Raw genomic sequence first — 14,232 nt, 5'->3', positions numbered from 1 at the left:
ATTACTTTTTTATGATTTTAGATTTGAACATAAAGAACAGTCCAATCAATATAAAAGGAATACTTAACCACTGTCCGGTAGATAAAAGTCCAAGGGATTCTTCAAACCCGCCTTGACTTTTCTTTACGTATTCTACAAAGAAGCGAATGGTCCAAAGCAGAACTAAAAAGAGCCCAAATAGGAACCCTGATTGGTTTTTCTTATCCGTTTTCCAATATAGGTAGTATAATATTAAAAAGACAAAAATATAACATACCCCTTCATACAATTGAGCAGGATGTCTATATGGAATACCTTCTAAAATTGAAGCAAATTCTGGGTTGTTTTCTATGGCAGAATAAGCAGCACTAGCGCTTTTTTCTTTGGTAATTGCCATAGCTCTTGCTGCTGGCATATCATCAGAATCTCGAATAAAACGTGTAGCAAGTGCAAAAGTTCCTTCAGTTACTTTTCCATTTATTTCGGAGTTAAAGAAATTCCCCAATCGAACACAGAAGGCGCCAATTGCCGTAGGGATTACCAAACGGTCCAAAACCCATAACAATTTAAATTCTGGAAACTTTCGAGTGTATAAATACATACCAATAATGACACCAATGGCCGCGCCATGACTTGCCAAACCAGCAAAGCCAGTAAACTCATACCCTTTTATAAAACCAAATAGGGAACCGTTTGAGTTTTCTCTAATCGGCAATAATATTTCCATTAAATGATTTTGATAATATGGCCAATCATAGAAAAAAACATGACCCAATCTTGCTCCCAGCATGGTCGCTAAAACTGTATAAATAAAGAGGGAATCCAATTGTTCCATGGATTTTTTCTCATTGTTAAAAATCCGTTTCATGATGACCCATCCCAATGCAAAGGCGGCAATCCATAAAAGATTGTAATATTTTATCTGTAAAGGCCCAAGATTAAACAAGGTTTCGTTTGGGTTCCAATTAAATCCTAAAAAGTACATAGCGGTTGTTTTGGAGAGCTAATATAGGTATTTAGATAGAAAAGGATTTTGTGTTGAGGTTAAATTAACACCTTTTGGGTGTATCTTATTATGGCACAGGGTCATACCCTTTGCCTCCCCATGGGTTGCAACTAAAAATACGTTTTATTGAAAGCCACCCGCCTTTAAAAAGACCATGCTTTTTTAATGCGTGGAGTGTGTAATGTGAACAAGTAGGTGAATATCGGCAGGTTGCGGGCGTCAATGGGGAAATAAGATATTGGTATAATTTCACCAAAAGAACAAACGGAGCTATGAGTATTTTTTTCATTTCCCTAAAAAGGTAAAAAAATTTCAGGAAAGACTAAAGGTAGTTCCATCTTTTCCATCTTTTAATTGAATACCCATGGTGTCCAATTGGTCTCTAATTTTATCTGAGGTTGCAAAATCCTTATTGCTTCGGGCTTCATTTCGTAATTCAATCAATAGTTCAACAACACCAGATAACTTCTCAGAATTATTATCCGAAGCACTACTATTAACCAACCCCAAGACATCAAAAACAAAGGCATTCAAATATTCTTCTAATAAGGTTTTATCCTCTCTAGTGATACTTTCTTTTCCTTCTTTGATTAAGTTGATATGTTTTACAGCATCAAATAGCTGAGCAATGAGAATTGGGGTATTAAAATCATCATTCATGGCATCGTAACACTTTTGTTTCCATGCTGCAATATCAAAATCTGATTTGTCGCCTGTTTCAAGATTTTCTAATGTGTTAAGGGATTCCATCAATTTATGATATCCTTTTTCTGATGCTAGCAAGGCATCATTGCTTAAATCTAAAATACTTGCATAATGTGCCTGCATCATAAAAAACCGAACAACTGAAGGAGCAAAAGGCTTACTTAAAATTGTATTCTCACCAGAAAATATTTCATTGGGCAACAAATTGTTCCCTGTTGATTTTGCCATTTTCTTACCATTAAGGGTAAGCATATTGGCATGTAACCAATATTTTACAGGTGATTGTCCATTACTAGCTTCTGCTTGGGCAATTTCACACTCATGGTGAGGAAATTTTAAATCCATTCCACCCCCATGAATATCAAAATGTTCTCCCAAATACTTGGTACTCATAGCAGTACACTCTAAATGCCAGCCTGGAAAACCATCTCCCCAAGGAGAAGGCCATCTCATTATATGTTGCGGTTCTGCTTTTTTCCATAGGGCAAAATCCTGAGGATTTTTTTTCTCGTTCTGTGCCGTAAGCTCTCTTGTATTGGCAATCATATCCTCCAATTTTCTACCGCTTAACTTGCCATACTCATTGGTTTCATTAAATTTTACAACATCAAAATAAACAGAGCCATTAATTTCATAGGCGTATCCTTTTTCAAGAATATCCTTTATGATTTCAATTTGCTCAATAATATGGCCAGTTGCAGTAGGCTCAATGCTTGGAGGTAAAAGGTTGAATTTTTGTAATGTGTTATGAAAATCTACGGTGTAGCGTTGAACAACTTCCATAGGTTCTATCTGTTCCAATCGTGCCTTTTTTGCAATTTTATCCTCTCCTTCATCAGCATCATTCTCCAAATGCCCTGCATCCGTAATATTGCGCACAAACCGAACTTTATATCCCAGATGTTTTAGATACCTAAAAATCATATCAAAAGACATAAAAGTTCTACAGTTTCCTAAATGCACATTGCTATAAACGGTAGGGCCACAAACGTACATACCTACATGGCCGTCATTTATGGGAGAAAAAGCTTCTTTGTTATTAGATAAGGTATTGTAAAGCTTTAGGGATTGGTCTTTGTACAGTTGCATTCTATGGAAAAACAGTTAAAAATTGGTCTCTATGTTGATGTAATCCAAAAACTCTCTACGAGTGGCTTCTTCCTTAAATTTGCCACCATATTCTGCAGTAACAGTACTACTTTCTATATCCCTAATACCTCTGGAATTTACACAAAGATGTTTTGCATCTATAACGCAGGCAACATCCTCTGTCCCCAGTACTTTTTGAAGCTCTTTTACAATTTGAATGTTTAAGCGCTCCTGTACTTGTGGTCTCTTAGCAAAATAATCTACAATACGGTTCATTTTAGAAAGCCCTACCACTGTTCCTTTAGATATATAGGCCACATGTGCTCTACCTACAATGGGTAACAAGTGGTGCTCACAAGTAGAGTATAAGGTGATGTTTTTTTCCACCAACATTTCGCCATACTTGTACTTATTGTCAAATGTGGATGCTTTTGGCTTACGGTCTGGATGCAAACCTCCAAAAATCTCTTTCACGAACATTTTTGCCACTCGGTTTGGGGTTCCTTTTAGACTATCATCTTCCAAATCCAAACCAAGGGTCAACATAATTTCCCTTACATTTTTCTTAATGATATCAATCTTTTCCTCATCATTTAATAAAAAAGCATCTTTTCGTAAAGGAGTGTCCTCTGCGGATGATACATGTCCATCCCCAAGCTCTTCAAACTGCTCTTCCAGTGCACTATCAAATTTCATTAAATACTGTTTAAATAGAAACAGCAAAGATATACATAAAATGGCACTTTATATCCGTTTAAAGGGGTTACACAACATAAATTAGTGTTAAGGAAATGGGTGGTTTATTTTTAGTGTTCAAAAAAAATTGGATTCCTAATCTTATGAAAAAATATGTGTTTCATATTTTATCAATACTCCTTATGGGGTTATTTGGTGTTTCTGGCCAAATCTCACCAGACTGTTCCAGTGCAATTCCAATTTGTAACAATACGCCCGTAAATGGAGGGGCATATAATTTTGGAGTGGACGACTTTAACGGAGCCACCAAATCTGGATGTTTGGAGCAAGCGACTACTGCAGGAACAATTGAATCTAATTCTGGATGGTACAGGTTTAGAACCAACGCTTCTGGTCAGTTAGGGTTTAATATTGGTTTTGATTCTTATGAAGACTGGGATTTTGCATTGTACAAAACAAACGATTGTAACAATTTGGGCGACCCTATTCGTTGTAATTTCTTTGATAATGCAGAAAATAGCTCTTTTATTGGAGTTGGTGATGACCCGACTGGCATAACGAATTCTATACAATATGAGGATTGGATACAGGTTGCTCCAGGTGAGGATTATTATTTATTGGTCAATAATTTTAGTAATAACAATTCTGGATTTTCAATTCAGTTTTCAGGTTCTATTTTTGAAACCAACCCATACGATGCCTTAGACTGCTCTATAATTAGTAACCTTTTGGGTTCACCTATTGCCGCTTGTGATAGCGACCCTGTAGTTTTGGATGCCACCACATCTAATGCCACAGTTTATAATTGGTTTATGGACACGGGTTCGGGTTTTCAACAAATGGTTGGGCAAACTAATCCAACGTTAAGTGTAACTATTTCTGCATTATATAGAGTGGAGGTCGTAACGCCAACAGGAAATATTTATAGTGATGTACAGGTAGAGTTTTCAAATGCGCCCATCACTTTTATGGTTACAGATGATTCCTACTGTTTGGAAATGAATAGTTTTTACGATTTATCTCAGAAAAACAATGAAGCTTTAGGTTCTCAAAGCCCATCGGAATACACAGTTAGTTATCATAGTTCTCTTTCTGATGCAATGAATGGTTTTAATAAATTACCAGAACAATATACCACACAAGCTGGTACTGAGACTATTTATGTTAGGACTACATCTATGACCAACCCCATATGTTATGATGCTTCTCGTCAGTTTGAATTGACAAGTGTTGAAACTCCAGTATCGGATTTCCCATTAGAAGTTTTCTTATGTGATGATGTTGTATCTATTCCAATTGGGGATGATACCCCAACTGCTGGGTATACTTATTTTTGGAGTACTGGGGCAGTTACTCCTACTATTGATGTTTCAGTGGCTGGAACATATGATTTGACCATCACAAATGAACAATCAGGTAGAGCATGTGCGGAAACATTTTCTATAGCAGTATATATTTCCAAGGCACCTGCAATTACAGATGTATTGATAGATGATTTGCAGAAATACAACACTGTGACTATACTTACTGATGTTGAAGGAGATTTTGAATATCGCTTGGATGATGGAGCTTATCAAGCTTCAAATGTTTTTGAAGACGTTTTTCCCGGGGAACATCAAGTAAGCATAAATGATTTAAATGGTTGTGGTTCCGTTTCCGAAAACATTATGGTTGTTGGTTTTCCAAAGTATTTTTCACCAAATGGTGACGGTGTTAATGACCGATGGGAAATTATAGGAATGACAGAACTCCAGGATCCAATAGTATTTGTGTTTGATAAGTTTGGCAAGCTATTGGGACAAATAGATGAAAACAATATGGAATGGGACGGTACTTATAATGGCAAACAATTGCCTTCTACCGATTATTGGTTTAAGCTTACCTATATAGACTCAGATGGTCAACGTGTAGAGGCTAAATATGTTGAAAATCACTTTTCTTTGAGGAGATAGACTCTTTTTTTTACTTCTAAGATTCATTTCATCGATTAACTGTCCAATTTATGGGATAAAAACATACTAAATAAGGGCTTAGTGAGTTATACTAATGATTGTAGTATAATGTTAGCCCTAAATCTATGCGGACACTCCTTAGTTGTATGTGTTGTTTATTCCTTTTTGTCTTTGGAGTAAATGCCCAAAATTCACCAGATTGTAGAAGTGCCATACCTGTTTGTGCAGATGCACCCATTCTTTCATTTGCGGATGGCAGTGGAGATATAGATGATTTTGACCCAGACGTAATCCGTCAAACCGGTTGTTTAGAAAAAGGAAGTGTAAGTTCTGCCAATATAGAAAACAATACATCTTGGTATGTATTTAGAGCAGGGACCGATGGTCAAGTAGGTTTTGACATTGAAGCCTTGTCCGATACTGCTGAATGGGATTTTGCTGTTTACGGTCCAGATGTGGATTGTGGAGATATTAGCAATGGTACTGCTCAACCTATACGTTGTAATTATGAGGTAAATACAACATCTTTTACGGGACTTGGAGTAAATCCAGAAGATGGCAGAGTAGGTGCACCTTTTGTAGTAGGCAGTCAAAATACCTATGATGAATATATAGATGTAATACAAGGTGAAATATATTTTATCCTAATAAATAATTTTAATACCAATTTTAATGGCGACCCAGAACCATTTTCATTGACATTTACAGGTCAGTCTGTAGAAGATGATCAAGACACGGCTTTGGATTGTACTTTAAGGGACGAATTTTTAGGATTGGATATTGTTGCTTGCGAAGGTGATCCAGATATTGTATTAAGTGCATTACGTACGCCTGCGGGACCAGATGTTGCAAGTGTTGTTTGGACTGTTGATTATGATGATGATGGAACTATTGATGATACATTGACAGGAACTGGCCCTGATGGTGCGGAATTGGTGGTTAGCAGCCCAAATTCTGGCCGTTATTATGTAAGCGTGCTGGATGATTTTGGGGTTACATACCCTGATGATATTTTAATAACCTTTTACGGAATTCCAGTTTTGGATAGTGTTGAGATTTTGGAAACCAACTTATCAACAGAAATTGACCAGAATGATGTAGAGTTTGTAGTCGCTGGAGATGGAGATTATGAATATGCCATTAATGGTGGTGAATTTCAGGACGACCCAATATTTTTGGATGTTCCACCAGGTTTAAATACGGTAATCATCAATGATAAAAATGGTTGTGGAACAACGGAGCCCATAGAATTTTTGGTTGTTGCTTACCCCAAGTTTTTTACACCCAATGCCGATGGATTTCATGACGCATGGAATGTTTTGGGAATAGAAACACTTGATAACCCTGTGGTCTTTATTTTTGACCGTTATGGAAAACTGTTAAAACAAATTGACGATACCACCATAGGATGGGACGGTACTTTTAATGGTAGACCCATGCCTTCTTCAGATTACTGGTTTAGGTTTGAGTATGGTGAGGACGAGCAAAACGATGGTGTTATAGTTGCCAAGACACAACGAAAACATTTTTCATTATTGAGATAGACAAAAAAACCGCCAATTGGCGGTTTTTTTGTCTAATTATGTTCTCTCTATTCTAGAAGTTCACCGTGTAGCCTATAGTTACATTGGTATTGATATTGTTTATTAAAGCAGTTGAGGTAAGACCAGTATCAAACAATTGTTTGTTTATGTCTTGCTCGGATCTGTTTACAGATAAATCTAGCCTGCTTCCACCAAAACTATAACCAATACCACCCGAATACCCTGTTAAATCGCCAATGGTAATACCGTCAACATAAGGGCTTTGCTCAAAACGATACCCAGCTCTTAAACTCACAGCATCTATTCTATATTCTCCACCAATCCTATAAGTGGAAACTGCACCTAATTCATTAGAAATAAAAGTATTTTCAGAAGTAAAACTTGGGTCACTGCTTGGGCGTAATTCTGCCTGTGACATATCTTGGTACCCATAGTCAAAACTTAAAAGACCTTCTTTGCCAAAAACAATTGCCGCACTTCCTGTAAGTTTACTAGGTGTTTTTATAGTATATGCTTCAAATAGGTTGATGATGTTATAATCTATAAAACCAATATCGCTATCCGCTAAATCAGAATTAATTCTTTGTGAAGTATCATCGGTCAAACGATACCAAGTAGGAGATTGATAGCTACCACCAATTCTAACATTATCATTTAATTTAGCAATACCACCTACGCTAAAAGAGAAACCATCACCTTCTGTATGCAAAAGATTATCAAAATGTGTAAATTGAATTTCTGATGCTGCATCATAACCTGTCTCTGTATACTCAGTTATTTTATCATATAATATTGTATGAAAATTCATTGATGCTCCTATGTACAAGTTTTCTTGATACTGCCCACCAAAGTTTACCGTGAATTTACTGTTATAGCCAGATGTGATTTGAGAAAATTCTTGATTAACACTGCTGTATTGAGCATTGGAAATGTAATCCGTGTTGTTATCATCATCAAAATCAACAGGGTCTATAATTCCACCAAAATAGCCTAAAAATGCTTGCTGCTGATTAAAGCCAAGACTAGATCCAATATCCAAATATGCATCTTCTATAAATTCACCATCTCTCAATAATAACGAACCAAAAGGAACTCCTTGGGCAGAGTTTAAAAAGTAATTATCTATACCCTGAGTGTTGTTTCCAGAAATAAAATAATCATCATCAAAAGTCTGCACCATATCGTAGTTAATGGCAAATGCCAATTTTTTCCAAGGTGAATTTCCTCTACTATTAAAAACAAACACTCCTCCAGCTTGGTTTAAATCCAATGAATTGATTTGAGTGTTGTTTGTTGTATTGGAATATATAACACCATTATTTCTATTAAAGTTAGTGCCAGAAATAGTAAATTGACTATAATTGAACACTGCGGAACCAGCTGGATTAATATTTAATGCAGATAGGTCTCCGCCCAATGCCCCAAATGCTCCACCCATTGCTTGGAAGCGAGCTGTTCCCTGTAAGTTTTCTGTACTGTATTGGAGAACTTCGTTTATGTTCTGTGCGCTTATAGCCGCACATGCCAATACCATTATGAAAGTAATTTTTAGTTTCATTTTTGCAATTTTTTTATTTGGATTGATGGATTCTTAATTTCTTCTTCCTCCTCCACTGGATGATCTACCACTACTGCCAGAAGATGATCTACCACTAGATGATGACCCAGAACTTCTATAGCTTCCGCTAGATGAACTCCGTGAAGGAGAAGAGCTTCTATAACTACTAGAACTACTTCTACCACTAGATGAACTTCTATAGCTACTGCTTCTTGGAGAGCTGCTACGATATGTCTGTGTACTTCTACTACTTCTATAGGTGCCACTGTTCCCCGAGGAACTTCTAGAACTTCTATATGTGGATGTTCTTGGAGTACTACTACTTCTTGAAGTTGAATATCCATTTCTTGCACCCGTAGATGTGCCGCTTCTATACGTGCTTGTTCTTGGTGTTGTGCTTCTATATGTTTGGCTAGATCTACTACTGCTATTATATCTTGGTACAGCTCTGGTGCTTCTACTGGTTCTATATGCAGTATTTCTTTCAATACCATCAACACTTACAGTTCTTCTATTTGTTGATCCTGTTCTATATGCAGTACTACTTCTTGCAGTTGTTGCTCTTCTGTTTATATTAGAACGTGTACCTGTAGTTCTATATCTTGAAGAATTTAAATTACTTCTTGTTGAGTTAATATTAGATCTTCCTCTTAAAGAATTTGCTGCTAGTGCATTTCTATTATAATATCCTCTTCTACTGTTGTTAAAACCATAGCGTCTATATCTATTATTATAAAAATTATTATAATAGTTGTTATAATAAGGACCGTAGGCATATCCGTAATAATTACCATACCCATAATTCCACGGACTGTAATATCCTCCCCATCCCCAGTTGTTCCATCTCCAGGGGTTGTAATATCCCAAGCCATAACCATAGTATCCACCATAGCCCCAGTTGTTCCATCCCCAAGGAGTTCCAAAGCTATAGAAACCATATCCAAGTCCACTATATATATTAATACTTACTGATGTTGCATTGTCTCCCCAACCTGCATAACCGTTATAATCATTTTCTGAGCTGAAATAATCATCTTTTTGTGCCAAGGCCAAACTATCATTTTCAGCTTCGCCATAATATTCATCAATATCTGTAAAGACTTCACTATCCAATATTTCATCATATTCACCTGCTCTTTGTTCAAAATAATCTCCATATGCATTGGTTTCATTTTTTTGAACTTGCTTCTGAGGATTGTGTCTACTCTCAACGGCTACTTCATTATTGCCACTAGAATAAATTCCATCATTGTCATAATAGGAAGCTTGTTGGTAAGAACCGCAAGAAACCACTAAAATGCCTAAAAAGGCAAATAGAGCTCCAGTTTTAATATTTGTTGGGATGTGGGATTGTATCATCGTATTAAAATTAATTGTTGAACACTTTAAAAATAGTTAGTTTTACCGAATATTTTTATTAATTAAGTCACAAGTTTTGTGCCAAACTAACATAAATGGGTAAAAATTTAACCAGTAGAAGTGAGGATTATTCCAAATGGTATAACGAATTGGTCGTAAAAGCAGATTTAGCTGAAAATTCGGGAGTTAGGGGTTGTATGGTTATTAAACCCTATGGATATGCTATCTGGGAAAAGATGCAGGCGGGATTGGATAAGATGTTTAAAGAGACTGGGCATGAGAATGCTTATTTCCCAATATTCATACCAAAATCTTACCTAAGTAAAGAAGCTAGCCATGTTGCAGGTTTTGCTAAAGAATGTGCCGTAGTTACCCATTATAGATTAAAAAATGCGGAAGATGGTAGCGGTATTATTGTGGATCCAGATGCTAAATTGGAGGAGGAACTTATTGTTAGACCAACCTCGGAAACCATTATTTGGGATACCTATAGAAAATGGATCCAATCCTACCGAGATTTACCTTTGTTGATTAATCAATGGGCCAATGTGGTACGTTGGGAAATGAGAACCCGACTTTTTCTTAGAACTTCAGAGTTTTTATGGCAAGAGGGGCATACTGCCCATGCAACAGAAAAAGAGGCTATTGAAGAAGCAGAACAAATGATGAATATATATGCTGAGTTTGCCGAAGAACATATGGCAGTACCAGTGATTAAAGGGGTGAAGACTGAAAGTGAACGTTTTGCTGGGGCTGTTGAGACCTATTGTATTGAGGCTTTAATGCAAGATGGTAAAGCACTACAAGCAGGAACATCTCATTTTTTGGGTCAGAATTTTGCAAAAGCCTTTGATGTTAAGTTTGCAACAAAGGAAGGAAAGCAAGAATATGTATGGGCAACTTCTTGGGGAGTTTCCACTAGATTGATGGGGGCTTTGGTAATGACACATAGTGATGATAACGGCTTGGTTCTGCCGCCAAAATTGGCTCCAATTCAGGTTGTAATTGTGCCAATTTATAGAGGGGAAGAGCAGTTGAATGCTATATCTGAAAAAGTGAATCCTTTGGTAAAAGAATTACGCTCTAAAGGTATTTCTGTTAAATATGATAATAGGGATACACATAAACCTGGATTTAAATTCAATGAATATGAATTAAAAGGTGTTCCTGTGCGTTTGGCCATAGGTCAAAGGGATATGGATAATAGTACTTTTGAGGTTGCCCGTAGAGATACTTTGGAAAAGGAAATAGTAAATGCTGATGAAGTTGTATCTAAAATTGAATTTTTGATGGGGGATATCCAGAGGAATATTTATCAAAAAGCACTAGATTACCGCAAAGAACATATTACAGAGGTGAATTCTTATGACGAGTTTAAATCGGTTTTAGAAAGCAAAGGAGGATTTGTTTCAGCACATTGGGATGGTACCATTGAGACAGAGAATCGTATAAAAGAAGAAACAAAAGCCACAATTAGATGTATTCCATTGAATATAAAAGAAGAGAGCGGAAGCTGTATGGTGACAGGAAAATCTTCAAATAGACGGGTGTTGTTTGCCAAGGCATACTAAATAGAGCAAAAAAATATATATAGAAGTTGCAATAGTAAAAAATAGTTGTATTTTTGCATCCGCAATTATGTAAATAATGGCCCGTTCGTCTAGGGGTTAGGACGCCAGGTTTTCATCCTGGTAACAGGGGTTCGATTCCCCTACGGGCTACAAAACATGGGAAAAGCCCCATTTAAAAAAGTAACAAAAGAAAAGTATGGCAAATCATAAGTCAGCATTAAAGAGGATTAGAAGAAACGAAGCTGTACGTGTACGTAATAGGTATCAGCACAAGACAACTCGTAACGCAATTAAAAAATTACGTGGTGAAGAAGACAAAAAAGCTGCTGAGGCTTTATTACCAGATGTTGTTGGTATGATTGATAAATTGGCAAAACGTAATATAATACATGCTAATAAAGCTGCTAACCTTAAAAGTAAATTGACAAGAAAAGTAGCTGCTCTTTAAGCTCTTGTTCTAGAAAATATTTAAAAACGCTCTTCGTTAGAAGGGCGTTTTTGTTTTTATAAGGTTTCTGAGAATGATTTTCTACGCTTCATTTTTGTAAAACCAATTGTTATAAGAACATACATGATAATAATTACTATGTGATGAATATATCTAACATATGGGCTCTCATAAATGTTGTTGATTTTGTTGAAATAACGTTTTATTTCAATTGGAAGGTATCCCATAAAAAAGATAAGTAAACCACAGCTTATCCAAAACAATAAATCTTGTCTTATTCCTTTTTTTGTTGAATACCGCAGTTTTGAAAAATATAAAAAAATACAATAGATTAAAAAAAGACCTCCATATCCATATGTCAAATTTTGTGCTGATAGCATTGGGTTCTGAATGAACATATTTACAATACTTATAAAAAAGAAAAATATCCCTCCCAATAAAATAATCTTCTTATACTTTTCGTAGTTAATGTAAGACCAATATATATAATAAAAGTAGGGAAAGAATATAAGGTCATATATGTTAAAAATGATGATATTATAGTGTTCAAAGCCTAATTTATCTATCAATTTAAATTCAGGGTAGGTGAAAATTATATATCCCAAGGTTTCATTAAGAAAAGTATATAGAAAGATAAAAGGAAGAAACTTTAATGGTGTATCATGGTATTTTGGCAGATAAACCATGGAAGCTATAAAAGTTATAGCATAGCAAGCCAACATTGTATACACTAAAAAAGTTCCTAAATCCAGAATCATAATCAATATTGGAAATACATGATTTAATTGGGCAAATAATTTTAGTATGAAGGTGGTTTTAATCTTCTCATTCTGAGAAAACCAATAATTATGCAACTATACATAATCATTATCAATGCAAAATGTAGTGGTTTGAAGAATGTAGGCTCGGAAGCTCTTCCAAAATTATATATGTTATATCTGCAAAAGGTCAATGGTAAATATCCAACAAAAAAAGTCGCATAACCTAATCCTATCCAAGATAAAATATCACGACTACCAAAATATGGGAGATTTTGTTTTTTTCTGTGCTTAAAATAAAGTCCGATACAAATTATTAAAATACCGCCTCCGATAGAATCAGCCAAAATTTGCAATTCATATATAAAGCTAGAATATAATGCATTAATTATACTTCCAATTAAATACAAAATAGTTCCGTAAATAATATATTTCTTATAGGCCTTAGAGTGAATAAATTTATAGAAGATATAGAATAGATAAAGAGAAGTGATAATACCATAAATATTGAAAATCAGATGATTATTATTGTGGTAGAAGTCATTTAAATAGAAGCTAAACTCCTTAAAACTCAAAATAAAACCCCCTAGTGTTTCCGTTACCAATGTATATAGTAATATGATAGGGAAAAACTTTAGGGGACTATTATAGTATTTAGGATACCTATATACCGAAAGTACAAAGGCAGATAAATAGAACAATAAAAAAGGAAACTCTTTAAAGAATGATATAATTTGGTCTATGTTCAAAAGTTTGTAATTATTGATAATCCGAATCTGGAGGAGGACCTTCAGTACCGCGATTCATAGTTAAACTTTGTGAGGCAAAATATGTGGGTTTAGTATTTGTAATTGGTAACATGGATGCATACGATTTTTTTGAAACTGTATTGCCATTGCTCCCCATGCCCTTTTCATTTTCTTTAATAGAATTAATGATTGGAGCAGCAGTTTTTTTGCCATCTTCAGATACTTCTATATAAAAACCTTGGTTATAATCAACTCCAGCAAACTGCGTTGTAGGAACAATGAACATGGTATTTTTACCATCTTTTTTGGATTTTTTATATTTTCCAAAATAAAAACGTAAGGTTTTAACATCGGTACTATCGGCTAAGGCAGCCTCTTGTTCAACATAAGCAATATACTGCTTAATAGCATCCAAATCATATTCTACAAAACGCGCTGCTGGTTTTACAGCATCTTCAATGCCTTCTAATAATGGAATAACTTTTCTGTCGTAATCATCATATAAATCTTTGGCTTCTTGGTTGGTGATTATTTGTTTTGGAGGGTCAACTTCAGCAATTTCTTCCTCCATGGGAATCTCCTCATCTTTAGGGTCTTTTACTTCTTTGCAGCCAATCATACTAAAACTTAAGATAGATATGCATAAAAAGGAAAGGGCTATTTTTTTTACTCTTTTCATAGGTGTGGTTTTAATGGTTTATAATAATTGTTCTTTATGAAATGGGGGATTTCAGGTAATTAAATTACCTATTATAAGGCTGTTAAAAAAATTTTTTTAACTAAAAACGATGAAAAAAGCCCCAATGGTTATCCATTGG

General features: G+C 35.4%; 11 protein-coding genes and 1 tRNA gene. 5 read left to right on the top strand and 7 right to left on the bottom strand.

Annotated features, from left to right (window positions below; translation table 11 throughout):
- Position 1 precedes the first annotated feature (1 nt).
- The 4 genes from lgt to folE all read right to left on the bottom strand — a co-directional run bounded on the left by lgt (position 2) and on the right by folE (position 3,475).
- The gene (gene lgt / locus AC000W_RS09245) at positions 2-964 is read right to left on the bottom strand and encodes a prolipoprotein diacylglyceryl transferase (protein WP_474747781.1); all 963 of its coding nucleotides are present in this window, start codon (positions 962-964) and stop codon (positions 2-4) included.
- An 88-nt stretch (positions 965-1,052) separates the two neighbouring features.
- Complete coding sequence (gene yidD / locus AC000W_RS09240) at positions 1,053-1,274, bottom strand: membrane protein insertion efficiency factor YidD (RefSeq protein ID WP_474747780.1); 222 nt, start codon at positions 1,272-1,274, stop codon at positions 1,053-1,055.
- A gap of 23 nt (positions 1,275-1,297) precedes the next feature.
- Positions 1,298-2,779, bottom strand: coding sequence for a cysteine--tRNA ligase (gene cysS, locus AC000W_RS09235; protein ID WP_474747778.1), 1,482 nt, complete (start codon positions 2,777-2,779; stop codon positions 1,298-1,300).
- Positions 2,780-2,794: 15 nt separating this feature from the next.
- Positions 2,795-3,475, bottom strand: coding sequence for a GTP cyclohydrolase I FolE (gene folE, locus AC000W_RS09230; RefSeq protein WP_474747777.1), 681 nt, complete (start codon positions 3,473-3,475; stop codon positions 2,795-2,797).
- 143 nt (positions 3,476-3,618) lie between these two features.
- On the opposite strand from folE, the gene AC000W_RS09225 reads away from it, so the two are divergent.
- Both AC000W_RS09225 and AC000W_RS09220 read left to right on the top strand, forming a co-directional pair.
- Positions 3,619-5,427, top strand: a complete 1,809-nt coding sequence (locus AC000W_RS09225; RefSeq protein ID WP_474747776.1) for a T9SS type B sorting domain-containing protein — start codon at positions 3,619-3,621, stop codon at positions 5,425-5,427.
- A 125-nt stretch (positions 5,428-5,552) separates the two neighbouring features.
- Complete coding sequence (locus AC000W_RS09220; RefSeq protein WP_474747774.1) at positions 5,553-6,971, top strand: T9SS type B sorting domain-containing protein; 1,419 nt, start codon at positions 5,553-5,555, stop codon at positions 6,969-6,971.
- Between the two features lie 52 nt (positions 6,972-7,023).
- Here the strand turns inward: AC000W_RS09220 and AC000W_RS09215 are convergent, their stop codons facing one another.
- Positions 7,024-8,529: an OmpP1/FadL family transporter gene (locus tag AC000W_RS09215; protein ID WP_474747773.1), complete on the bottom strand. Its 1,506-nt coding sequence runs from the start codon at positions 8,527-8,529 to the stop codon at positions 7,024-7,026.
- A 33-nt stretch (positions 8,530-8,562) separates the two neighbouring features.
- The gene (locus tag AC000W_RS09210; RefSeq protein WP_474747771.1) at positions 8,563-9,888 is read right to left on the bottom strand and encodes a hypothetical protein; all 1,326 of its coding nucleotides are present in this window, start codon (positions 9,886-9,888) and stop codon (positions 8,563-8,565) included.
- 95 nt (positions 9,889-9,983) lie between these two features.
- Between AC000W_RS09210 and proS the strand changes: the two genes are divergently transcribed.
- The 3 genes from proS (at position 9,984) to rpsT (ending at position 11,907) form a co-directional block, all read left to right on the top strand.
- On the top strand, positions 9,984-11,459 hold the full coding sequence (proS, locus tag AC000W_RS09205) for a proline--tRNA ligase (RefSeq protein WP_474747770.1): 1,476 nt from the start codon (positions 9,984-9,986) through the stop codon (positions 11,457-11,459).
- A 78-nt stretch (positions 11,460-11,537) separates the two neighbouring features.
- Positions 11,538-11,609: transfer RNA gene (locus AC000W_RS09200), tRNA-Glu, on the top strand.
- 46 nt (positions 11,610-11,655) lie between these two features.
- Positions 11,656-11,907 (top strand): 30S ribosomal protein S20, encoded by a 252-nt coding sequence (rpsT, locus tag AC000W_RS09195; RefSeq protein WP_474747768.1) that lies wholly within the window; start codon positions 11,656-11,658, stop codon positions 11,905-11,907.
- A gap of 1,517 nt (positions 11,908-13,424) precedes the next feature.
- On the opposite strand, the gene AC000W_RS09190 is transcribed toward rpsT, so the two are convergent.
- Complete coding sequence (locus AC000W_RS09190; RefSeq protein ID WP_474747767.1) at positions 13,425-14,093, bottom strand: hypothetical protein; 669 nt, start codon at positions 14,091-14,093, stop codon at positions 13,425-13,427.
- Positions 14,094-14,232 lie beyond the last annotated feature (139 nt).

The organism is Saonia sp., assembly GCF_056326165.1.
Note: the sequence above shows the minus strand (reverse complement) of the source record. Positions and strands in the feature narration are given on the sequence as shown.